This is a genomic window from Williamsia sp. z34 (assembly GCF_059553395.1).
In genome coordinates, this window is record NZ_JCANWW010000005.1 from 134,577 (window position 1) to 156,984 (window position 22,408).

At 67.3% G+C, this 22,408-nt stretch carries 18 protein-coding genes; 8 read left to right on the plus strand and 10 right to left on the minus strand.

The window, feature by feature from the left end:
* Positions 1 to 56: 56 nt before the first annotated feature.
* Positions 57 to 827: a class I SAM-dependent methyltransferase gene (locus AC51GT_RS14210; protein ID WP_496329187.1), complete on the minus strand. Its 771-nt coding sequence runs from the start codon at positions 825 to 827 to the stop codon at positions 57 to 59.
* Between the two features lie 93 nt (positions 828 to 920).
* Between AC51GT_RS14210 and AC51GT_RS14215 the strand changes: the two genes are divergently transcribed.
* A complete protein-coding gene (locus AC51GT_RS14215; protein ID WP_496329354.1) occupies positions 921 to 2,075 on the plus strand; it encodes a glycosyltransferase family 4 protein in 1,155 nt (384 codons plus the stop codon).
* On the opposite strand, the gene AC51GT_RS14220 is transcribed toward AC51GT_RS14215, so the two are convergent.
* From AC51GT_RS14220 to AC51GT_RS14230, 3 genes are read right to left on the minus strand one after another with little or no spacing between them, the layout of a single operon-like run.
* Entirely contained in the window at positions 2,065 to 2,514 is a 450-nt protein-coding gene (locus tag AC51GT_RS14220) for a nuclear transport factor 2 family protein (protein ID WP_496322654.1), read from the minus strand. The genes AC51GT_RS14215 and AC51GT_RS14220 overlap by 11 nt on opposite strands.
* A complete protein-coding gene (locus AC51GT_RS14225; RefSeq protein WP_496329188.1) occupies positions 2,511 to 4,241 on the minus strand; it encodes an MmpA family trehalose lipid delivery protein in 1,731 nt (576 codons plus the stop codon). The genes AC51GT_RS14220 and AC51GT_RS14225 overlap by 4 nt, the downstream gene beginning before the upstream one ends.
* A 9-nt stretch (positions 4,242 to 4,250) precedes the next feature.
* On the minus strand, positions 4,251 to 5,687 hold the full coding sequence (locus AC51GT_RS14230; RefSeq protein ID WP_496329189.1) for an aminotransferase-like domain-containing protein: 1,437 nt from the start codon (positions 5,685 to 5,687) through the stop codon (positions 4,251 to 4,253).
* A 28-nt stretch (positions 5,688 to 5,715) separates the two neighbouring features.
* Here AC51GT_RS14230 and AC51GT_RS14235 point away from each other — a divergent pair, with 28 nt between their 5' ends.
* Genes AC51GT_RS14235 through AC51GT_RS14245 form a run of 3 tightly spaced genes read left to right on the plus strand, consistent with a single transcriptional unit; the run spans position 5,716 to position 8,919 of the window.
* Positions 5,716 to 6,726 carry a DMT family transporter gene (locus AC51GT_RS14235; protein ID WP_496329190.1) on the plus strand — a complete coding sequence of 337 codons (1,011 nt, stop codon included), beginning with the start codon at positions 5,716 to 5,718 and terminating at the stop codon, positions 6,724 to 6,726.
* A gap of 13 nt (positions 6,727 to 6,739) precedes the next feature.
* Entirely contained in the window at positions 6,740 to 7,942 is a 1,203-nt protein-coding gene (locus AC51GT_RS14240) for a lipopolysaccharide biosynthesis protein (protein WP_496329191.1), read from the plus strand.
* Positions 7,939 to 8,919: an LLM class F420-dependent oxidoreductase gene (locus tag AC51GT_RS14245; protein ID WP_496322660.1), complete on the plus strand. Its 981-nt coding sequence runs from the start codon at positions 7,939 to 7,941 to the stop codon at positions 8,917 to 8,919. The genes AC51GT_RS14240 and AC51GT_RS14245 overlap by 4 nt, the downstream gene beginning before the upstream one ends.
* A gap of 3 nt (positions 8,920 to 8,922) precedes the next feature.
* Here AC51GT_RS14245 and pgfA read toward each other — a convergent pair whose 3' ends face one another.
* On the minus strand, positions 8,923 to 10,263 hold the full coding sequence (gene pgfA / locus AC51GT_RS14250; protein ID WP_496329192.1) for a cell envelope lipid trafficking protein PgfA: 1,341 nt from the start codon (positions 10,261 to 10,263) through the stop codon (positions 8,923 to 8,925).
* 125 nt (positions 10,264 to 10,388) lie between these two features.
* On the opposite strand from pgfA, the gene AC51GT_RS14255 reads away from it, so the two are divergent.
* The gene (locus tag AC51GT_RS14255) at positions 10,389 to 11,639 is read left to right on the plus strand and encodes an acyltransferase family protein (RefSeq protein ID WP_496329193.1); all 1,251 of its coding nucleotides are present in this window, start codon (positions 10,389 to 10,391) and stop codon (positions 11,637 to 11,639) included.
* Here the strand turns inward: AC51GT_RS14255 and AC51GT_RS14260 are convergent.
* Genes AC51GT_RS14260 through AC51GT_RS14270 form a run of 3 tightly spaced genes read right to left on the minus strand, consistent with a single transcriptional unit; the run spans position 11,547 to position 16,518 of the window.
* Positions 11,547 to 15,716: an alpha-(1->3)-arabinofuranosyltransferase domain-containing protein gene (locus tag AC51GT_RS14260; protein WP_496329194.1), complete on the minus strand. Its 4,170-nt coding sequence runs from the start codon at positions 15,714 to 15,716 to the stop codon at positions 11,547 to 11,549. The genes AC51GT_RS14255 and AC51GT_RS14260 overlap by 93 nt on opposite strands.
* A gap of 29 nt (positions 15,717 to 15,745) precedes the next feature.
* Positions 15,746 to 15,946: a DUF2613 family protein gene (locus AC51GT_RS14265; protein ID WP_496322664.1), complete on the minus strand. Its 201-nt coding sequence runs from the start codon at positions 15,944 to 15,946 to the stop codon at positions 15,746 to 15,748.
* Positions 15,943 to 16,518, minus strand: coding sequence for a universal stress protein (locus tag AC51GT_RS14270; protein ID WP_496322665.1), 576 nt, complete (start codon positions 16,516 to 16,518; stop codon positions 15,943 to 15,945). Before AC51GT_RS14270 ends, AC51GT_RS14265 begins: the two co-directional genes overlap by 4 nt.
* 90 nt (positions 16,519 to 16,608) lie before the next feature.
* On the opposite strand from AC51GT_RS14270, the gene AC51GT_RS14275 reads away from it, so the two are divergent.
* Together AC51GT_RS14275 and AC51GT_RS14280 are read left to right on the plus strand one after the other, a co-directional pair.
* On the plus strand, positions 16,609 to 17,796 hold the full coding sequence (locus AC51GT_RS14275; protein ID WP_496329195.1) for a glycoside hydrolase family 3 N-terminal domain-containing protein: 1,188 nt from the start codon (positions 16,609 to 16,611) through the stop codon (positions 17,794 to 17,796).
* 80 nt (positions 17,797 to 17,876) lie between these two features.
* Positions 17,877 to 18,473: a TetR/AcrR family transcriptional regulator gene (locus tag AC51GT_RS14280; RefSeq protein WP_496322667.1), complete on the plus strand. Its 597-nt coding sequence runs from the start codon at positions 17,877 to 17,879 to the stop codon at positions 18,471 to 18,473.
* 81 nt (positions 18,474 to 18,554) lie between these two features.
* On the opposite strand, the gene AC51GT_RS14285 is transcribed toward AC51GT_RS14280, so the two are convergent.
* Entirely contained in the window at positions 18,555 to 19,466 is a 912-nt protein-coding gene (locus tag AC51GT_RS14285; protein ID WP_496322668.1) for a MaoC/PaaZ C-terminal domain-containing protein, read from the minus strand.
* Position 19,467: 1 nt separating this feature from the next.
* Positions 19,468 to 20,838: a 3-oxoacyl-ACP reductase gene (locus AC51GT_RS14290; protein ID WP_496322669.1), complete on the minus strand. Its 1,371-nt coding sequence runs from the start codon at positions 20,836 to 20,838 to the stop codon at positions 19,468 to 19,470.
* 152 nt (positions 20,839 to 20,990) lie between these two features.
* Between AC51GT_RS14290 and AC51GT_RS14295 the strand changes: the two genes are divergently transcribed.
* The gene (locus AC51GT_RS14295; protein WP_496322670.1) at positions 20,991 to 22,352 is read left to right on the plus strand and encodes an acetyl-CoA C-acetyltransferase; all 1,362 of its coding nucleotides are present in this window, start codon (positions 20,991 to 20,993) and stop codon (positions 22,350 to 22,352) included.
* Positions 22,353 to 22,408 lie beyond the last annotated feature (56 nt).

Consider the following 22,408-nt stretch of genomic DNA (forward strand, 5'->3'; position numbering starts at 1 on the left):
CCCTGTGCCGTGTCCCGGTGCAGGGGCTTGGTGCATTTTCGACGCGAGGTCGCCGGTCAGTTCTTGCGGAACATCAGGACCAGGTTGCTGCCCAGGAGTTCTCGCAGCACCGGCACCCGCATGATCCACCACATCCGGCCGGGCAGATAGCGCGGGAATGCGGCGAGGAGCGTGGCCTGTTCGGCCGGGACCGAACGGGCCCAGCGCAGACCGTCCGCCGCGGTCACCTTGAACAGGGATGTGCCATAGAGGTTCTTCGGGGGATGACCGTGTTTGCGGGTGTACCGGCGAGCGGCCCGGGCACCGCCGAAGTAATGGGTCAGACCCATCTCGTGGCCGCCGAATGGGCCGTACCAGAGGGTGTAGCTCAGCAACACCAGTCCGCCGGGTTTGGTGACCCGCAACATCTCTTCGGCCATCGTCCACGGATCCCGCACGTGTTCGGCCACGTTCGACGAGTAGCAGATGTCGACGCTGCCCGAGAAGATCGGCAGCGCCATGCCCGAGCCCCGGACACTGGCGGGTTGGGGGAGTCCGGCCGCGTGCATCTCGGTGGCGTCCGGTTCGACGGAGACGTAATCGGCGCCACGTGATCGGAACACCTCGGCGAAGTAACCCGGGCCGCCGCCCACGTCGAGGACGGTCAATCCCTCGAGTCCGGTGTGGTTGACGTCTTGGTGCAAGGCCTCGATGAGTTCGACGGAGTCGTCGGCCAGTGCCCCGTAGAACCGGTCCGGATCAGGCTGTTCGTATCGGAAATGGTTCAGCAGAGCAGCCGATCGCGGCAACGTTGCCCGCTTTTGCGCTCGGGAAGTGGCAGCGTTCACGGGCCAAAGGATACGGGTGGTGCAGGTCCGCGGCCGCGGCCGCTACCCTGTCTGGAAGTGAAACCCGTCGACGCCACCCCACCGAAGGCACCTCTGCGTGAGGTGCTGTTGCTGTGTTGGCGCGACAGTGACCATCCGCAGGGTGGCGGCAGCGAGCGCTACCTCGAACGGGTCGGCGCCGAACTGGCCGGTCGCGGGGTGAAGGTGACATTCCGGACTGCGGGATACCGGGGTGCTCCGGCCACCGAGTCGCGGGCCGGGATGACGGTGTCCCGGGGTGGTGGACGCCTGAGTGTGTACCCACGGGCGATGGCCGCGATCCTGGCCGCCCGTATCGGCCGCGGATCGCTGGCCGGGATCAACCCCGACGTGGTGATCGACACCCAGAACGGGATCCCGTTCTTTGCGCGCTGGGTGAGCCCGGCGCCGGTGGTGGTGCTGGTGCATCACTGCCACAAACGGCAATGGCCGGTGGCCGGTGCGCTGATGGGCAAGGTCGGCTGGTTCATCGAGTCGTGGCTCTCGCCGCGGGTACATCGCGACGCGCAATACCTGACCGTCTCCCTTCCCTCGGCGGAGGATCTGGTCTCGATGGGTGTGGATGGCGAGCGGGTGGCCGTGGTTCGCGCCGGGACCGATCCGTCGCCGGTTGCCGTACCTGATGTGCCGATCGAGTCCGACTCACCTCGGCTCTGTGTGCTGTCCCGGTTGGTGCCGCACAAGCAGATCGAACACGCACTCGAGGTGACGGCCCGGATCTCGGTGACCCGTCCCGACGTGATGCTCGATGTGATCGGCGACGGATGGTGGTCGGAAGAGTTGCGGGCCAAGGCGTCTGACCTCGGGATCGATGAGCGTGTGGTGTTCCACGGGCACGTCAGCGAGGAGCGCAAGCATCAGCTCCTGGCCGGTGCCGCGGTACACCTGATGCCCTCGCGTACCGAGGGCTGGGGGCTGGCGGTGATCGAGGCCGCGGGGTACGGCGTCCCGACCGTCGGCTATCGGTCGTCGCGTGGTCTGACCGATTCGGTGGTCGATGGGGTGACCGGCGTGCTGGTCGACAACATCGACGAACTCGGCACTGTGACAGCGCAATTGCTCGACGAACCGGCATGGCGCCAGGATCTGGGCAACAAGGCGCGCGAGCGTGCCGGTGGCTATTCGTGGGCGGCAGCCGCGACCGGCGTCACCCAGGTGCTCGCCGCGGCAGTGGCCGGCAAGCCGATCTCCGGACTCGTCAAAGGTTGAGTGCCGCTCCGGGTTTGCAGGTGAAACTCGGCACGTCGTCGAGCGAGAGCGTCGCCTCGTAGGTGCGCTGGTAGCCGGTGGCGCAGATCTTCCAGCCCTGCGGGGTCCGACGGTAGCGATCGCTGTAGAAGGCCGCGCCGAACAGCATGAACTTGAAGTCGGTCACGATCACCCGGTCCTGCAGGTACCACTGACCGGTTGCCTCGTCGCCGTCCACGGTGATCTCCGGATGATCGGCGCGATGTTCGGTGATCACCGCCGGGCCCACCGACGAACGCATGAAGTCCACCAAGGTGGTGCGGTCGCGAAACGACAGGCTTTCACCGTATTCGCCGGTGACATCGGTGGTGAGTGTGTCTTCGAAGTCGTCCCACGCCTTGGTGTCCAGGGCCCGCAGGTAGCGGTACTTGACCTGTTTGATGGCTTCGATGTCGTTCACTGGCTGACCTTCTTCCGGCGGCTTGATCGGTGCGCCCATTGCAGCACAATCACCACAAACCCATTGGCGATCAGCACAATCCACAACAGGTGCGCACTCCAGACCAGTGCCCGGTCGACGGCGGAAGCGGAGAACGTCCGAGGATCGGGGATCCGGTGGACGCGCAGGTCGGGACCGTCGAAAACCTGGGTGGTCCCGGCCAGCGTCCGCTGGGCCGGTGCCTCGGCAGGGAGCCGGCCCTCGACGAGGATCCACCCGACACCGAGATCTGCGAGGACCTCCGGGGAGGCACCCGATAGCAGAGCCGATTCCGCGGCGGTGGCCCGTGAATCGGTGCGATCGACAACCGTGCCGCCGACCAGGAGTTCTCCGGTCTGCAGCACGTCGGCGCGCAGCAGCCGGGGCGCCGGGTCGAGCGAGACGTGACCGGTGAACTCGTAGCGCCGGTTCATCCCGGTCGGTAGCAGCAGGACGTCGCCCTCGTCGGCCGGAATGAGGTCGGCGACCTGCTGCCAGTCGGCCGGATAGGTACTGACGGTGAGCTTGCCGCCGACACCCCACGCGAGGTCGGGCAGTGGCGCGATGATGAGAACCGCTGCCACCGTGGCCGCGAACGCCCGTGGCACCCATCGCCCGCACGTCTGCACCGCTGCGGCGGCGGCGAGCGCATACAGGGGGACGGCCAGTGCGGTCCACTTCTGGGTGTCACGCAGCAGACCTGCACCGGGGATGGTGTCCACCGCCCACTCGAGGACCGCGATGCCCGGAGCGGTGGCCGCTGCGAGGACGAGCACCATCGTCACCACGGCGAGGGCCGCGGCCGCGGACACCAGCGGATTGCGCCGGCGGCGACAGAGCGCAGGCAGCCCCGCGGCGACGACGATCAGCAGCAATACCGTCGCGACCGCGGCCCAGCCGGAGGTTCGGCTGGCCGGGACGGCGCCGGCATTCCAGATACCGCCGAGCCCGAGCACCGAACCGACCGTGCCCAGGCCGGGCTCGGCGCGGGCGGCGAAGACCGACACGGAGGCCGGATCAGCTGTGGCAGTGCCGGATCCCAGCAGCGAGGAGATGATCCAGGGGAGTGCCGAACACACCCACAGCGCCGCGGTCACCGCCCCGGTCCGCACGGCGACCCGGCCCGGATCGCCGATCGCGGACGGGACCACCAGCGCGGCGATCAGGGTGAACAGGGCGAGCATCGAGCCGGTGGGCGTCAGGCCGGCCACGGCCAGGGTGGCCGCCAGCATCGACCAGCCGGTGAAATCTGGGTGTCGGCGAACCCGGTTCGCGCACAAGAAGATCCAGGCGACTGCGGCGTAACCGAACAGCAGACTCCAGTGTCCCTGCAGAAGACGTTCTGCGACATAGGGATTCCAGATGGCGATCGTGGTACCGACCAGCATGCCCGGTAGGCCGACCCCGGGTAGCGCCACCCGGACCAGGCGACCGTAACCGGCCCCGGCCAGAACCAGCGCCAGCGTCGTGAGCACCTTCACGACGAGCCCGCCGTCGACCACCTGCGAGGCCAGCGCGATGAACCAATCCTGCGGGACTGCGCGTGGGGCGCCGACTCCCAGGCCGATCGTCGAATCGGTGAGATGCGATCGGGGCGTGCTGACCATGTCCGCGATCAACAGGTGACCGGAACCCAGCAGCGGCGCGGTGATCACCAGTGAGAGGGTGGCGCTGGTCAGCCACAGCGTGATCCAGTGCCCGCGGGTCATGAACGGACCCTAACGGACTGATGTGTGGGCGCCGGATCCGGTGACTCCGGACTCGGAAGGGTTCAGGACCCGGGCCAGGCGGGCCACCGCTTCCCCGATCATCGGAACCGGTGTCTCGCCGTAGGTCAGGCGCAGATGCGAGTGATCGAAACCGCCGGGAAACCAGGGGTGGCCCTCTCCGACCAGGACACCTTCGGCGTGTGCGGCGGCGGTGACATCACGGTCGTCGACACCGTCCGGCAGCCGCACCAGCAGGTGCATCCCGCCGTGTGGCACCGCGGTTACGGAGATCTGCGGGATCAGCCGGGTCAGCGCCCCCACCAGGGCATCTCGGCGCTGCCCGAGTGCCCGCCGGACCATCTGGTTGTGGCGGGGCCAGGCCGGTGACCGCAAGAACTCCACCGCGGTCTCCTGGATCGGCCCCGACACATAGAAGTCGTCGAGGGTCTTGGCGGCCCGGAGTCGCGCCAGTGCAGGGCCCCTGGCGTAGAGCGCCGCCACGCGGATGCCCGGCCCCACCGGTTTGGTCAGGGAACGGATATGTACCACATGACCATTCGGGTCGCCGCTGATCAACGGAGCCGGTGGCTCGCGGTCGATACCGAGGTAGCGGGCGTATTCGTCCTCGATCACGAACAGCGAGTGCTGCTGCGCCAGCGACAACACCTCGCGGCGACGGCTGCTCGAGAGGGTGGCGCCGCCTGGATTGGCGAAGACCGGTTGCAGCACCACCAGGCGGCTACCGGTGCGTTCGATGGCGTCGGCGAGCAGGTCGGTCCGGATGCCGTCGGAGTCGGTGGGTACCGGGATGACGTCCGCCCCGTGGTTGCGCGCGACGGCGATGATGCCGGTGTACGTGGGGCTTTCGACGATGATGGGATCTCCGGGACGGACCAGGGCCCGGATCGCGACCGACAGTGCGCTCTGACCGCCTGCGGTCACGATCACCTCGGAGGCGTGGACGCCGTCGATCTCGGAGGCGAACCAACGGCGTAGTTCGTCGCTGCCCTCGACCGGATAACGGCCCCAACTCGGGATGCGTTTGATCGCGCGGGTCATCGCGGCGTCGAGCGCTGCGCGGGGGATCAGTTCGTCGTCGAGGTAGCCGCCCTTGAGACGGATGACATCCGATCCCGGAATCCGCCACAGGTCGAGTGTCCTCGTGAGTTCCGGGGGTACTCGGCTGCCGAGTATCGGTTCCTGCCAGGAGGTGTCGGCAGGGGTATGCGGCGGGGGTGCGGCCGCGACGAAGGAACCGGCGCCGGGACGGACGTCGACCAGGCCCAGGGCGGCGAGTTCTCTCAGGACGCGGTGTACCGAGTTCGGTGACACCCGGTGCTGTTCCTGGAGCACGCGGACGGATGGGAGTCGCGTGCCGGGGCGGCTTTCGGCGATGATGCCCCGAAGACTTTCGCGGAGAACCGATACTCCGCTATCGTTCAACATGAACACAGATGATAACGGTTCGCCCGGAATGGCGATAGCGGATAACGCCGGCCGGCCCCGGATCCTCCCGGCGGGAGTCCTGCTCGGCGGACTCGGCATCCTCGCCTTCAGCTTCTCGTTGCCGATGAACAAACTCGCGGTCGCCGGAATCGATGCCTACACCGTGACCGCCCTGCGGGCGGCCTTCGCCGGCCTGCTGGCCCTGGTCTACCTCTTGATGCGGCGTCCGTCGATGCCCGGACGCCACGATGTGGTGTTGCTGGTGTGCTCCGGAATGGGTGTGGTGGTGGGGTTTCCGCTCTTCTCGTCATTGGCGCTCGAACGCATCGATTCGGCCACCACCGCGGTCATCAACGGGCTCTTGCCCGCATTGACCGCGACGTTTGCCGCGCTGGTGGGCCGTGAGCGCCTGCCGCCGGTGTTCTGGATGGCGACCGGCGCCGGTGTTGTCGTCCTGACCGCGTACCTGCTCGCCACCAGTCCGGAGGGTCTCGGGGGCTTCTCGCTGGATTGGGGCCACCTGTGGATGGTGCTGGCCACGATCAGCGGCGGATTCGGTTACGCCTGCGGTGGTTCGGTCGCCAAGCGGATCGGCGGGGCCCAGAGCATCTCGTGGTCGCTGGTGTTGTTGCTGCCGCTGTCGATCCCGGCCGCGGTCGTCGGGATGCTGTTCGGGACGGTGTCGCTGACCGCCTCCGTGGTCGCCGGGATGGTCTACCTCACCGTGATCTCGCAGTTCCTTGGATTCTTCGCCTGGTACGGCGGTCTGGCCCGCGGCGGCATCGCCCGGATCGGCCAGCTCCAGCAGATCCAGCCCCTCCTGACGATCGTGTGGTCGGCCCTGTTGCTCGGCGAGCGACTCGACGCCTGGATCTATCTCGTCGGACTCATCCTGAGCCTGCTCGTCTGGGTCGCTCAGCGGGCCCGACTCCAGACCACGGCTCCCCCGCAAATTCGCGCCACATACGTGCGTTCGCGCCCGTTGCAACCGGCGCGTGTGCAGGCAGGTGGCGCGAATTCCTCTGACGACGGGCCCTGAGACACTGAACGCCATGGCGAATCGGATGGCGGGTGTCGGGGGTGTTGCGGTCGGCACGATGGTCGCCAACATCTGCGGATACCTGATCCACCTGCCCGCCGCCCGCTGGCTGACCGAGAGTGACTACGGCGAGTTCGCCGTCCTGCTCCAGTCGATGCTGATCCTCGGGGTCCCGGCGCTGGCCCTGCAGGTGGTGATCGCCCGGGAAGTGGTGCGGGGCCGGGCAACTGCCGATCTGATCTCGATCACGTTGCGCACCACGGTCGCGGTGCTGATCGCCGCGGTGATTGCGGTCCCGGGGATGATGGCGATCGCCGATACCGGTACCGCCGCCACGATCGCGGCGTTCGCCACCGCCCCGCTGCTGGTCCTGATCGCCGCCGGACAAGGAATTCTGCAAGGGCGGCAACACTTCTCGATCCTGTCGTGGGTGCTGGCCGCGGTCGGGATCCTGCGGACCGTGCCGGGCATCGTCATCCTCGCGGCCGGCGGTGGTGCCGCCGGTGCGCTGACCGCAACCGCCGGTGGTGCCGCGCTCGCCGCCGCGGGTGTCTGGGTCGCGGTGACGCGGACGACCACGGTCCCGGCCGCACAGGGCGGGTCCGCGCAGGCACTGGCGCTGTCCATGGTGCTGCGGGCCTCCCAGGTCCAGCTGGTACTCATCGCACTGTCGTCCGCCGACCTGCTGCTGTCCCGGCCGGTGCTCGGTGAACAGGACGCCGGCGTCTACGCCTTCGGGACCATCGCGACCAAGGCCGCCTTCTGGTTGCCGCAGGCGATCGGGGTGGTGCTGTTCCCGCAGTTCGCCGACGCCGCGCAGTCGCGTGAGGCGTTGAAGACCGCGGTCATCTGGCTGGCCGGGATCGGTGCGGTGGTGGTGGCCGGCGCCGCCATCTGCGCGCCGCTGGTCCCGGTACTCGTCGGCGACGAGTACCGTCCGGTGGTCCCGATCCTGTGGGTGTTCGCACTCACCGGCAGTGCCCTGTCGATTCTGCAGGTGGGCCTGCTCGCCGCGATCGCCGCCGACCGCACCCTGGTGGCCGCACTGAGTTGGGTGGTCCTGGTGGCCGAGATCGTGGTGATCGTGGTGTGGGCACACAGCATCACGACGCTGGCGGTGACCGCCGCGACCTGTGCGGTGATCGGGACCGGCCTGACTTTTGCTGCGCTGACAACACATCGCCGGATGGGCAACAGTCGTACTGTGGATGCATGAGCATCCGACTCGGTTATCAGATTCCCAATTTCACCTATCCCGGTGGCGTCGCAGAACTCTTCCCGACGGTCATCGCGCAGGCCCAGGAAGCCGAAAAAGCGGGATTCGACACGGTTTTGGTGATGGACCATTTCTACCAATTGCCGGGTATCGGTGATCCGGACGAACCGATGCTCGAGGCGTACACCACGCTGGGTGCCCTGGCGACCGCGACGTCGACGATCAATCTGTCGACCCTGGTCACCGGCAACACCTATCGCAATCCGGCGATGCTGGCCAAGACCATCACCACGCTCGACGTGATCAGCGGCGGACGCGCGATCCTCGGAATCGGTGCCGGCTGGTACGAACTCGAGCACTACGAAATGGGTTACGAGTTCGGTACATTCACCGAGCGGTTCGAACGCCTCGAAGAGGCCCTACAGATCATCGAGCCGATGTTGCGCGGCAACAAGCCCGAACTCGACGGCAAGTGGTACCAGGCCCACGGCACCCGCAACCATCCCCAACTGCGTACCGACCTGCCGATCATGCTCGGCGGTGGTGGCGAGAAGAAGACGTTCGGGCTCGCGGCGCGCTATGCCCAGCACCTCAACATCATCGCCTCCGTCAGTGAATTGCCGCGCAAACTCGAGGCACTGGCGAAACGGTGCGAGGAGGTCGGCCGGGACCGCAGCACGCTCAAGACGAGCTTTCTGGCGACCGTGATCCTCGATCCGGACGGTGACAAGGCGCGTGAGACCCTCGTCGACATGATGAAAGTCCGCGGACTCGACAGCGACGTGATCGGGGCCGATGAATGGGCTGCGGCCACGGATCGGTTCTTTGTCGGCTCACCCGAGGAGGTCGCGGTGCAGCTCAAGACCCGGGTCCTCGACGTCGGCATCGACGGCATCACCATCAACATGATCTCCAACGGCCATGTCCCGGGGATGATCACCCTTGCCGGAAAAGCGTTGTCCCCGTTGGTCAACTGACCATCAGGAGCGGCGGGGCGGCGACCAGTCGCTGAATCCGTCACCTTCGTCCCGGATGATCGGGATCTGCCGGGTCTGATCCGGATCGTAGGGTTGCTGCCCGTACTGCTGTTCCGGATGGGTGGATCCCGGGTGGGTGGAATCCTCGGGGTGCCGCTGATCCGGATCGGCGGGTCCGTCGGCGGCCACAGCCGGCTTCGGGTCGCCACCGGAACGGAACAGCAGCCAGATACCCAGCGCGAGCAGGACAACCCCGACGATGCCGAAGATGATCGGGATCCAGCGAGCCCACAGCGTGATCGGATCGCTCAGACTCTTTGCGTCCGAAGCCAATTCCTCTTGCGTGGTCTGGTCGTACGAGAAGACGACGTCCAGCGCGGTGAGGCGGTAGTCGATCATCTCCTTCGGTGAATCATCGCTCACGTTCAGCTTGTAATCCTGCCGAATGTGTTGCCGCTCATTGAGAATCGTTCCGCTGACCGGATCGACGTAGAGGTCGCGGGTGCTGGTCTGCACCAGCGAGGCCGGCAACTTGTCGCTGTTGCGGTAGTCGGGGAATCCGCCGTACCAGCCTGCCGTCTGATCGAGGGAGGTGTTCGGCAACTGCTGATCGTTGGCATCGACGAGTGTGCTCAGGTCGACCTCCGGAACCTCTTGGGTGAAGTGGTAGGCCTTCACGCCGTGGATCTCGGTCTTGTCGTCGACGTACGTCAGCGGATTGGTGGTCCGGGTCGTCAGGTCGAAGTACTGGTACTTGTCGCTCTTCTCGACACCGAACGGAAAGCGGTACTGCAGGCCGGTGCGGTCGGGGAGGCTGACGCTGTTGTCGCTGGCGTCGACCTTGACCTCGGACTGTCCGCCGCCGGAGATCGCGGGTTCGGCGGTCTCTCGGTTGGTGGTGACGAGGTCGCGCGTGGCGGTCAGCAGGGAGGACATGCAGCCGTCCTGCCCACCGGTCGCCGACGGGGTGATCGTCTCATCGCCGCTGGTGTACGAGTCGATCCTGGTCGAGTTGCCGGCCTGGAAGGTGACGATGTTGCTGTCGGCCGGGTCCACCACGATGACCCGCTGCTGCTGCGTGAGACGGGCGTCGGAGACCTCCGCGCGGGCCTCGTCGACCGAACAGCTGTTGAAGATCTTGGCCGGCTGGGAGTCACTTCCGGACACCGTCGGCTGCGGCTGGCTCGTCGCGACGCTGGTGATGTCGAGGTCCATCGGGGTCTTCTTGAGCGTGTCGACGAAATAGAGCGGCAGCGCGATGGCCGCCACCAGCAACAACGTTCCGAAGAAGATCGCGACCGGACCTGCGAGGTCCTTTGCAGACATCCGTGGCGTAGGTGCCATCCGGCGGTTCTCCTTCGAGGGTTGGGCGGCAAGGCTTGCAGCACAGCGAGACTAACAGTCACAGCCCCGGCCTTCAGTGCCTTGAAGCCGCCGGCACCCGGCGCGCCGGGTACTTTGGGCACATCATGAGCTCTCAGCGGCCGGTCGCCGGTTTCAACCGAGCACTCGAAGGCATGCGTGCGGTCGCCGCCGTCGGTGTCATTGTCACGCACGTCGCTTTCCAGACCGGCTCGGTGGATGGAAGCATGTTGGGAGCGGTCTGGGGCCGGTTCGATATGGCGGTGGCCCTGTTCTTCGCGCTCTCCGGCTATCTCCTGTGGCGTCCGCATGCCGAAGCCGCCAGGGACCCGCGCCGGAAGGTGGCCTCGACCTGGCGATATCTGCGGCACCGGGTGGTCCGGATCTGGCCCGCCTACGTGGTGGTCGTGGTGGTGGTCCTGTGTCTGCTCCCGGATGCGCGACCGGCGAGTTTCACCGTCTGGATCGCGAACCTGACGTTGACCCAGGTCTATGTGCCGTTGACGTTGACCGCCGGGCTGACCCAGATGTGGAGCCTGTCGGTGGAGGTCAGTTTCTACCTGGCGCTGCCGTTGATCGCCTGGTTGATGGTGCGTCTGCGCGGGACTGCGGCACGGTGGCGGATCCCGGTGCTGGTCGGGACCGGGATCATCAGCCTGGGCTGGGCCTGGGTGGCCGATACGCTGCCGTTGGCAGCCGGGGTCGAGGCCAAGAACTGGCTGCCCGGCCACCTGCCGTGGTTCCTGTGCGGTCTGGTGCTGGCCGAACTGGGAACAACGAGTGCGGTCGGCATTCGCGGATGGTTCGTGCGCCTGGGGAGCCGGCAGTGGTTGATGGCCGGTGTGGCGGTGGTGGCCTTTGCGCTCTCGTGCACCGAACTCGCCGGACCGACCGGACTGGCCCCGCTCGAGCCGTGGCAGTTCGCGGTCAAGATGGTGTTGGGCGTGATCATCGGTTTCGCCCTGATCGCCCCGCTGACACTGGTTCCCGGCCGGAGCCACCGATTCCTGGACTCGGCGCCGATGCAGGCGCTGGGCCGATGGTCGTACTCCATCTTCATCTGGCATCTGGTGGTGCTTGCCTGGGTCTTTCCCCTGGGCGGGATCGTCCCGTTCTCGGGGTCGATGTTCGTGGTGTTCACGCTGACCCTGCTGTTGACCATCGGGGTGTCGGCGGCCTGCTATGCGTGGATCGAGGAGCCGACCCGGCAGTGGTTGCGCGAGCGCGAGGCGCGCGCGGCAGCGGCCGAAGCCGGGCGCGAGAGGCTATCGCCGAAACCGGTACCGCAGGCGGATCAGCCACCGCGGCACATCGATCGCCAGCCACGCGAGGAGTACGACCGCCAGCAGAGCCGGTAACTGAACCCACCAGTCCCAGCCGGTGTAGCCCAGCGACGAACGCCACGGGCCCGAAGCCAGCCCAAAGGTCGCCAGCAGCATCATGATTGCGACGATCCCCGCGCCGAAGTTCCGGCGTCGGCCACGGCGGGCGAGCACTGCCGTGACGGTGACCGTGCCGGCGACAACCGCCGAGACGACCAGTCCGACCGCCCCGGTCAGCAGGTAGACGGCGCCCGCCAACATCAGCGGAGCGACGATGCCGGCCCGGATCGGCTGTGCCACCGGGGTGATCGGCGCCGGTGAGCGGCGGGTCGGCAGCAGTGTGGCGACGAACAGCAGTGCGACGAGCGCCAGACCGATCCCGATGGACCACCGATATGGCTGGTCGAGCGGGAACGTCAGCGAGATGGCGCCCGCGTACCCGGCCGGGATGATCCAGCCCTGCTGCCAGCCGTTGACGGTCAATGATTCGAGCGTGCTGTCACCGGCCCGGGCCTCCCAGCCGGGGTTCGCGCTCTCGGGAACGATCAGAACCCGCTCCTCGGATGCGGCGGCCACCTCGACCCGGCGATCGGTCGCGTCCCAGCGGGTGACCGTGGTCGGGTCCGGGACGGCGCGCGGGATCTGCGCCCCGGCGGCGGTCAGTGTCACCGCCGAGACCGAGAACGCCTCGCCGGGGTTGACCGCGAGTTCCTGTTCACCGGCCGGGAGTTCAAGAGCCGTGGTGCCACAGAGCGTGGCCCGGATCGGTGCGCCCGACCGCAGTGCCGCTGCGGTGGTCTTCAGTGAGAAACGCGCGGCGGTCCCGGCGATGGTGAGTCCGGGGCCCTCGAAGCAGTTCACCTCGATCGGCCGGTCCGGGTCGGCCGGGGGCAGGTCGGCGCCCAGCACCTCGACCTCGGCGATGCCGGTCGGGGCCAGGTCGGCGAACCCGAGGCTGTTCGCGTCGAGGATCTCCCGCTTCTGAAGGATCACGATGGTGATCGCGGAGGTCTCATGTGGATCGAGTGCGATGACGCCGTCGTCGCCGACCTCCCGAACCTGTCGGCCGTTTCCGAGATCGACGCCGACCAGCAGGGGATCGGCGGGGAACTGCCGGGACGGGACGGTGATCTTCAGGCCGTCCACGACCTGTGGTGTCGGCAATTGCAGCCGGAGTGTGGGGTCGGCGTCGCCGCTCTCGCCGGCGCGGGCGATCCAGCTGGTGCCCGGATCACCGTCGACGGCGGCAGACGGTCCGCCGCGGGGATCGATCATGGCCGATTCACCGGACGCGGTGATCTCGGTGGGGTCGGAGAGCAAGGCGGTCAACGCTTCTGACGGTCTGGCGGTGACCGTCACCGAGGGTTCGACCGTCACGGGGGACGGGACCGACAGCACCCGGCCGAAGGTGCCCGGCTCTTCGGTGGGCAGGCTCAATGAATCCGAGCAGAGCGTCACGCCGCCGTCCGGGACGCAGGCCGCGCGGCCGGGTAGTTCCGGTCCGAGGTCCCATTGTGAGACCTGCTGACCGGCAACCAGTTCGGGGAGCACGATCCGGTGCCGGATCGGGAGGACCCGGTCGGTCGCGGCATCCCGCAACTCGACCTCGGAGATCACGAATTGATTTCCGGCAGTGTGGTTCTCGGTGTCGACGGCGCGGATCTGCACCCACCGGGTCGGTCCGCTCGGCGGGACGACCCTGGTCACGGTGCCGGGAGAGACCCCGGAGGCGACGGTGCTGCCGGCCTCGGTGGTGATCAGCAGGGTCGAGACGCCGGGTCCCAGGGCTGTTCCCAGGGTGATGTCGAGGGCGAGCCGCTCGCGGGGCTCGGCGAAATCGAGCTGCAGCCACTGCCCGACCGCGGAGTCCAGTCCGCGGCTGACCCAGCTGGTGTTCGGGTTCTGATCAAAGGCGGCCGAAGGTGCAGAGCCCGGGGAACTCTGGCCCAGTTGCGTGGCATCGGAGGCTGATCCGGATGCGCTGACCGACAATTGATCGGACCGGCCGTCGAGCAGCCATTCGCCCTGTACCAGGGGCTGGCCGTCGACCGGATAGTCGGCCACGGCGTTCTGCGTCAGCCGGGGGTCGTCGGGGGTGCGGATGCCGGAACTGTGGTCGTCGACGCGGCCGAAGTCGACCTCCCGGTTGGTGGGTGTGTCGGTGACAACCATCGGGACCTCGGGCAGGCCGGCCTTGTCGGCATCGGACTGCAGGACGACCGGTCCCAGCGGCGGCTCGTCGGCGATCGCTGCGTTGTTCTGCAGCTGGGCCAGGGATTCGGGCCCACCGGCGACACGTGGCATCGCGTCCAGCGGGACGGTCGCGGGCCGGGTTCCCGGGAAGGCGACGCTCGAGTCGACCCGGAAGATCTGGATCGCGGGCAGTTTCGGCCGCAACCCGCTGTCGGACACGATGTCGTCGTCGATGGTGGGGGCTCCCACCTCGGGGCCGAATGTGGCGACCCGGCTCATCCCGGGTGATCCGGCGATCGCATTCTGCGCCAGCACCGGACGGGCAGATCGGGAGGTGGTGGGATCGAGGTCGGCGCGGACCACCACGTAGGAGATGCCCTGCTGGGCAAGGGTCGCGGCCAGTCCTGGCATCGGCGTGCCGGCGGCGATCGCCCGTTGCACCGAATCCATCGCCCGGATCGCGCCCGGCGGGGTCAGCGGGATGGCGTCGCGGACAGCCCACGGCTCGTCGGCCAGGACCTGCAGCGGTTCGTCGCGGGTCAGGCCCCAGGTCTGGTTGGCGAACGGAGAGCCGGGCACCACCATCGCACGACGGTTTTCATCCGCACCGTTGTCGTCGAGCCAGTCGGCGGTGTCCTCCCAGTACGACGGGATGGCGCTGTAACTGCCGGGCGCGGCGAGTGATCGGGTCCAGACCATCGAACCGGCGGCGAGGAGGGCGACCAGCACCACGACTGCGGCCGCCACCGGCTTCGACCGTTCGGGGTGCGCGAACGCGACCCGCATACCCCGCCAACCGACGGTTTGCGGGGTGGGAACCCGGGCCAGCAGGTGTGCGATGCCCAGGGCCAGCGGGATCCGGATCAGCGGTTCCCACTTGTGGACGTTGCGCAGTGGGGCGCCGGTGCCGTCGAGGAAGACGCGAATCGATTCCCCGATGGGCGATCCCAGCTGGCCGGGGTAGCCCAGGCAGATCAGTAGCAGGCCGACGATCAGGATGACGGTCAGGCGGCCCCGCGCGGGCATCGCCCGCATCGCCAATCCGGTGAGCCCGGCCGCGGCCAGGACGCCCGTGGCCACGACCGCGGCGGGTTGGGAGACCAGTCCCGCACCGGCCACGCGTTCCGGGGAGACGAACGGCGTCCACGCGCTGGTCCCCCGGAGAACCTCGGTCAGAGACACCCATTCGGTGGTCACCCGCGACGATTCGATGAAGTCCAGGAACGGGGGGCTGACCTGCGACAAGATGAGAAGCGGCACGATCCACCAGAGGCAGGCCATCACACCGCCGAACAGCCACCAGACGCCGAACCGCCACCAGCGGGCGGCACCGCCACGCAGGGGTGTGTGCAACAGCCACCAGATGATGGCCGCCGACGCCGCGGCCAGGGTTGCCACCGCGTTGACCGCGCCCATCAGGGCGAGTGCGCAGGCGGATTCGAAGGCCAGGCGGCGAGGGGTTTTGGTCGGCACCTGATGATTGAGTGCCATCACCACGGGGGCGAGGACCCAGGGCGCCAGCATCATCGGCAGGGTCTCGGACGAGATCGAGCCGAGGGTGGTCAGGACCCGGGGACTGGTGACGAAGACAAGGGCCGCGAAGATCCGGGACCACCGTGAACCGACCCCGAGGGCGTCCGCGAGACGGACGAACCCCACGAATCCGACCCACAGCAGGACTGCCCACCACAGCCGTTGGGTGATCCACGCGGGTATCGACAGCAGATCACCGAGCGCAAAGAACGCGCCGTGGGGAAAGAAGTACCCGTAGGCCTGGTTCTGCACCTGCCCGAGCGGTGCGATCGACGACCACAGATGCGCCGCCCGACCGAGGAATCCGAGTGGATCCCCGGTCAGGTCGAGTTTGGTGTCGGCCGATATCAGGCCAGGGGACTGGAGGAACGACGCGAACAGCGCCACGAGAGCTGCATACAGCAGTCCTCGTTTGGTCAGTTTGTGACTCCGGCGTTGTCTCGGGTGCCGTAGTCGACAGTTCCCTCGACAAAGCCGCTTCCAGCGTCGAAGCTGTTCACGTCCGTGGCCGGCGAATCCTCGGACGTGAGCACGCCGCCCAGGAAGACAGCGGCGATGGCGAATACAACGCCCAGAACTCCGGCCACAGCGCCCGCAATCAGGCGGTTGTTCATCATGGGTGCGAAGTTACCATCCTGGCCTTCGACCTACGCAGTGCGCGTGGGTCTTCGGTCCGCCGGTCGCATCCGGCGGGGACCACCAGGACCGGACGATGGCAGTGCTTGAGGACGTGCTCGGACACGCTGCTGTGCAGTAGTGCCCGCAGACCGGAGGCCCCGCTGGTGCCGGTGACCAGGATGTCGACCTCGAGTGTGTCGGCGGCGTCGACCAGTGCGGCCCATACGGTCGAGTCGACTTCGGCCAGACGGCCCTGCGCGTTGAGGCCCGCGGCGATGGCCCGCTGGACGCCCTGGGTGTTCCGATCGCGCGCCTCGTCGTGCAGTGCGTCGTCGATGCCCTGGTCGACCACCGAATGCAGGACCGGCTGCATACCGCCCGACAGTGCCGAGAGCCGCGCGCTCTGGTGCACGCCCGACTCCCATGCGGTCACCACGAAAGCGGTGTGGGATTGCAGGAACCGACCGGCATAGTCGATCGCCCGATCGGCGTTCTCGCTGCCGTCGTAGGCGATCATGATGGTGTCTTGTCCGGTGTGCCCCGGTTTGTCGGTGGTTTGCTGCCCGGACATGGTGTGCCTCCTGTACAAGGTCCTCCGAGGTCGAGGATACCCGTCGAATGTAATGGACATCACACCACGATGCCGTGCAAGACTCGTTTTATGTTCTCCAAACACCGTCCCCGCCGCACCATGGCCGCGTTGACGATCGTCCTCGCCTCAGTTCTGGCCGCCTGTGGTGACGGAGATGAACCCGAGGAGCTGTTGAGCAGCGGGGAGTCGTCGTCGAGCTCGGCCGCGCCACCTGCGACATCCGGTACGCCGATGGTGACGCCTGCGGTCTGTGGCGCCTCCGAGTTGGAGGCGATGTCGCTGCGGCAAAAGCTGGCCCAGTTGCTCATGGTGGGGGTCACCGGTACGTCCGATGCGCTCGATGTGGTGCAGCGTGAGCAGGTCGGTGGAATCTTCATCGGCAGTTGGACGGACCTGTCGATCCTCACCGATGGTGGCGTGGGCGCGGTGCAGGATGCTGCGGACTTCCCGGTGATGGTCTCGGTGGACCAGGAGGGTGGCCGGGTCTCGCGGTTGTCGTCGCTGGGCATCGACGGACCCTCGGCCCGTGAGATGGCGCAGACGATGACCCCGGAGCAGGTGCGCGAGCTGGCGACGTCGCAGGGGCGGCAGATGAGTGAACTGGGCATCACGGTGGACTACGCGCCGGTCGTCGATGTCAGTGCGGAGTCGGACAACGAGGTGATCGGGGACCGCTCGTTCAGCGATGATCCCGAGACGGTGACCATCTACGCCGAGGCGTACGCCCGGGGACTGCAGGACGCGGGCATCATGCCGGTGTTCAAGCATTTCCCCGGACACGGCAGCGGTTCGGGGGATTCGCACACCGGCACGGTCGCCACACCGCCGCTGGCGGAACTGCAGACCAGCGACCTGGTGCCGTACCGGACCCTGGTCACGATGCCCGGTGTCAGTGTGATGATGGGACACCTCATCGTCCCGGGACTGACCGGCCCGGACACCCCGGCGAGCATCAGCCCGGAGGCGATTTCGCTGCTGCGTGAGGGCACCGGCTACGACGCACCGCCGTTCGATGGCCCGATCTTCACCGACGATCTGTCCGGGATGGCGGCGATCTCGGCGAAGTACGGCATCGAGAGGGCGACCACCCTGGCGTTGTCCGCGGGTGCCGACATCGCGCTGTGGCTCTCGACGGACGCCGTCCCGGCGGTTCTGGACACGTTGACCACGGCGGTGAACAGTGGTGAACTCCCGGCCGATCAGGTGGACTCCTCGGTGGTCCGGGTACTGCGCGCCAAGGGTGTCCTGGACTGCTAGCGGGGGCCCGCATCTGAGCCCGGAGGAACTTACCGGCTGGTAAGATGCACAGGATTCGAACGTCTAGGGAAGTTGGTGTCGTGGCCGGAGGAACCAAACGCTTGCCGCGCGCCGTCCGCGAGCAGCAGATGCTCGATGCCGCGGTGCACGTCTTCGCCGCCAACGGCTTCCGTGAGACCTCGATGGATGCGATCGCCGCGGAGGCGGACATCAGCAAACCGATGCTCTACCTCTATTACGGGTCCAAGGACGAACTCTTCGGTGCCTGCATCAACCGCGAGGGCGCCCGGTTCATCGAGGCGATGAGCGCCGGGTTCGACCCGAACCTCAAGCAGCGCGATCAGGCCCGGACGGTCATCTACGACTTCCTGCACTATGTGCACAACAACCGGGAGTCGTGGCGGGTGCTCTACCGGTTGGCCAGCGGGCAGGCGAAGTTCGCCGGTCTCGTCGCCGCCAGTCGGGCCCGGCTGATCGAGATGGTCGCCGACCTCCTCCGTCGCGGCACCACCGTCCCGCATCCGAGTGACACCGACTTCGAACTGATGGCCGTGGCGCTCGTCGGTGCCGGTGAGGCCGTCGCCGACCGGATCTCCGAGGGCGACATCGACCTCGACTCGGCTGCCGACCTGATGGTCTCGATGGGCTGGCGCGGCCTGGCCGGAGACCGCCCCTAACCCCCGATGATGTGCCCTTTTGGCGAACATAATGCCTGGTCGGCACCGCCAAAAGGCCACATCATCGGGGTTTGGGAGCCGTCAGCGGAGGGTTGCGGTGAGGTGAGGGTAGCCCTTTTTCGGGTTCAGGACGGAGATGTCGAAACCGGCGAAGGGTCGAGCTCCGGCTCCGCCTTCGTCTCCACCGTCAACCCGTTTGGTGTAGACATTCACCTTCGCCGGCAGGATCAGGGGCTTGCCGAACTTCACGTTGTAGGTGACGCGGTCACCGAGTTGTCCCTCGGTGTTCGCCACCACCCTCGCTGCCGTCCACATGCCATGCGCGATGGCCCGGGGGAACCCGAACGCCTTGGCGCTCAGGTTGCCGGTGTGAATCGGGTTCCGGTCGCCACTGGCTGCGGCGTATTTGCGGATCAGGCCCAGGTTGGCGACCAGGGTGGCGTCCGGCGGCGGGGGCCGATGTTCGGCCGGCGCCGGCGGACGTGGTCCATCCGACAGGCTGGTGTGCTGCTGGCTCAGGAACGTCGCCGTCTGCCGGGTGACCAATTCGCTGCCCACCGAGAACTCGGAGATGACGTCGACGAGCATCCCCTTGCGATGCTCACGCAGGTTCTCGGCGTGGGTCTCGATGGTCAGTGGCTCACGGACATTGATCGGGCGCAGTCGCTCGATGTTGTTCTCCATGTGCACAGAACCGATCGCGGTCAGCGGAAAGTCCTTGGCCACAAGTAGTTTCATCACCAGCGGGAACTGCAGCACGAATGGGAACGTGAGCGGAAGGGTGTCGCCGTATTGCTGGCCGGTGCACGCGCAGTAGTCACGCAGCTGACCGAGGTCGACCTCCACGTCCGGCAGGCGCAGTACGGTGTCGGGCAGTACGGCATCAGGGGACACCCGCCCGGACTTGCCGACCACCGGGAGCATGGCGGTCACGGCGCGACGATAGATGTCGCCGGTGGCCGGAAAGTCCTTCAGGGTAACGGTTTTCGACATATCAGGCCCCCAGCATGCTCTGACCACAGACGCGCACGACGTTGCCGGTGACAGCACTCGAGGCCGGGTTGGCGAAGTATGCGACCGTCTCGGCGACGTCGACGGTCTGTCCGCCCTGCTGCAACGAGCTGATCCGACGGCCGACCTCGCGGGTGGCCAGCGGGATCGCGGCGGTCATCGCGGTTTCGATGAACCCGGGAGCCACGGCATTGATGGTGATCTTCTTCTCGGCCAGGATCGGAGCGTAGGTGTCGACCAGGCCGATGACCCCGGCCTTGGAGGTGCCGTAGTTGGTCTGGCCGCGGTTGCCGGCGATGCCGGCGATCGACGACACATCGATGACCGAGCCGCCTTCGCGCAGTGCGCCGGCTTCGAGCAGATCGTCGACAAGTTTTTGCGGCGCAATCAGGTTGACGCCGATGACCGAGCTCCAGCGGGCGTCGTCCATGTTGGCGAGCAGCTTGTCCCGGGTGATTCCGGCGTTGTTGACGATGATGTCGAGGCCACCGTGGCGGGACAGCACGTGTTCGGCGATCTTGGCGCCGGCGTCGGGCGCGGTGACGTCGAGTGGCAGCGAGGTGCCGCCGACCTTGTTCGCGGTGGCGGAGAGTGCATCACCGGCGGCCGGGATGTCGGCGGCGATGACGTGGGCGCCGTCGCGGGCGAGGACCTCGGCGATGGTGGCGCCGATACCGCGGGCCGCACCGGTCACGAGCGCGACCTTGCCCTGCAGCGGCTTGTCCCAGCTCGCCGGGGCGACGGCGTCCTTCTCATCGACGCGGATGACCTGGGCATCGACGAACGCGGACTTGGCCGAGAGCAGGAATCGGAGCGTTGATTCGAGGCCGGACAGTCCGGTCTTGGCGTCGGGCGAGACGTAGACGAGCTGCGCGGTCGAGCCCTTGCGCAATTCCTTGCCCAACGACCGGGTGAAACCTTCCAGCGCGCGTTGGGCGATGTGTTCGTTCGGTGTCTTCGCGAGTTCGGGTGTGGTGCCGATGACCACGAACCGGGCGCAGCTGCCGGTCTGGCGCATGGCCGGACCGAAGAATTCGAAGAGCAGCGACAGCTCGGACGACTGGGTGATACCGGTGGCGTCGAGGACCACGGCGCCGAGCTTGTCGGCTCCCCGGCCTGCGGTGTTGTTCGTGATCAGCTCATATCCACTGTCCGGGTCGCCGAGCATCTCGCGCAGCGGCTCGATCAATCGGCCGTTGCCGCCGAGCAGGACGGGACCGGTGAGGGCGGGTTCGCCGGCCCGGTAACGACGGAGATGGGGTGGCTGCGGAAGGCCGATCTTCCCGGCGAGGAACGACCCCGGGCCGGAGTTCACAAACGTCGAATACAGGTCGGTGGTTCCGTTGGAAGGCACGTGCACTCCTTGGGTTCTCAAGCGGGGTTTCGGACGCATCGGTGTTGTTTGCACCACCCGATCGGGGGTAACCCCCGGGGCGGAGTCGACAACGAACTTACTCGGGAGTAAGAATACGCCATAAGAGCCATCCACAACTTGGGAGATCCGCAGTGGCAACGAATAACGGCGCAACGAACAACGGGCCTGACAACGGTTCCGCAGACACCAGCGGTGGCGGCGCCACATCGCGCAAGACCCGCAGCGTGCGGCCGGTGGCGATCGTCGGCGGCAACCGGATCCCGTTTGCCCGCCAGGACGGCGCCTACGCCAAGGCGAGTAACCAGGACATGTTCACCGCCACGCTGAACGGGCTGGTCAGCCGGTTCAACCTGCAGGGACAGCGACTAGGGATGGTCGCCGGCGGAGCCGTGCTCAAGCACTCCCGCGACTTCAATCTGATCCGCGAGTCGGTGCTGGGATCGGCGCTGTCCCCGTACACGCCCGCCTTCGACCTGCAGCAGGCCTGCGGCACCGGCCTGCAGGCGATCTCGGCGGTTGCCGACGGCATCGCCACCGGCAAGTTCGACGTCGGCATCGGCGGCGGCGTCGACACCACCTCCGATGCCCCGATCGGCGTGTCCGAGGGCATGCGGCAGGCGATGCTGGCCGTGAACCGGGCCCGCAGCACGCCCGCCCGGATCAAGGCGATCGCCAAGCTCCCGACCTCCCTGGGCATCGAGATCCCGCGCAACGGAGAGCCGCGCACCGGGATGTCGATGGGCGACCACGCGGCCATCACGGCCAAGGAATTCGGCATCAAACGGGAAGATCAGGACGAACTCGCCGCGGCCAGCCACCAGAAGATGGCCGCCGCCTACGACCGGGGATTCTTCGACGACCTCGTCACGCCGTTTCAGGGCCTGACCCGCGATCAGAACCTGCGTCCGGGCAGCACCGTGGAGAAGCTGGCCACACTCAAGCCGGTATTCGGTGTTTCGCTCGGCGACGCCACGATGACGGCAGGCAACTCCACGCCGTTGACCGACGGCGCCTCGGCGGTGTTGCTGAGCACGGACGAATGGGCCGCGCAGCAGAAGCTTCCGGTGTTGGCACACCTCGTCGACGTCGAGACGGCCGCGGTCGACTACGTAAACGGCCCCGACGGTCTGCTGATGGCCCCCACTTACGCGATCCCGCGGCTGCTCGAGCGCAACGGTCTGACCCTGCAGGATTTCGACTTCTACGAGATCCACGAGGCGTTCGCGTCGGTTGTGCTGTGCACACTGGCCGCGTTCGAATCCGACGAGTACTGCAAGGAGCGCCTCGGCCTCGACGGCGCACTGGGCAGCATCGACCGCTCGAAGCTGAACGTCAACGGCTCGTCGCTGGCCGCCGGTCACCCGTTTGCCGCCACCGGTGGACGGATCGTGGCCCAGGCCGCCAAGCAGATCAGCGAGAACGGTGGGGGCCGTGCCCTCATCTCGATCTGCGCTGCCGGCGGGCAGGGCGTCACGGCCATCATCGAGGCCTGATCCCGGGCAATCCGGACGGCCGAAATCTCCTTGGCGAGAATTGCTCGATGACCGTG

Bases quoted from the DNA above. Each gene is read 5' to 3' on its own strand.
- AC51GT_RS14225 (WP_496329188.1), bottom strand. From the start codon at position 4,241: ATGACCCGCGGGCACTGGATCACGCTGTGGCTGACCAGCGCCACCCTC.
- AC51GT_RS14285 (WP_496322668.1), bottom strand. From the start codon at position 19,466: ATGTCGAAAACCGTTACCCTGAAGGACTTTCCGGCCACCGGCGACATC.
- AC51GT_RS14240 (WP_496329191.1), top strand. From the start codon at position 6,740: ATGGCGAATCGGATGGCGGGTGTCGGGGGTGTTGCGGTCGGCACGATG.
- pgfA (WP_496329192.1), bottom strand. From the start codon at position 10,263: ATGGCACCTACGCCACGGATGTCTGCAAAGGACCTCGCAGGTCCGGTC.
- AC51GT_RS14270 (WP_496322665.1), bottom strand. From the start codon at position 16,518: ATGTCCGGGCAGCAAACCACCGACAAACCGGGGCACACCGGACAAGAC.
- AC51GT_RS14265 (WP_496322664.1), bottom strand. From the start codon at position 15,946: ATGATGAACAACCGCCTGATTGCGGGCGCTGTGGCCGGAGTTCTGGGC.
- AC51GT_RS14275 (WP_496329195.1), top strand. From the start codon at position 16,609: ATGTTCTCCAAACACCGTCCCCGCCGCACCATGGCCGCGTTGACGATC.
- AC51GT_RS14255 (WP_496329193.1), top strand. From the start codon at position 10,389: ATGAGCTCTCAGCGGCCGGTCGCCGGTTTCAACCGAGCACTCGAAGGC.
- AC51GT_RS14235 (WP_496329190.1), top strand. From the start codon at position 5,716: ATGGCGATAGCGGATAACGCCGGCCGGCCCCGGATCCTCCCGGCGGGA.
- AC51GT_RS14230 (WP_496329189.1), bottom strand. From the start codon at position 5,687: ATGTTGAACGATAGCGGAGTATCGGTTCTCCGCGAAAGTCTTCGGGGC.
- AC51GT_RS14245 (WP_496322660.1), top strand. From the start codon at position 7,939: ATGAGCATCCGACTCGGTTATCAGATTCCCAATTTCACCTATCCCGGT.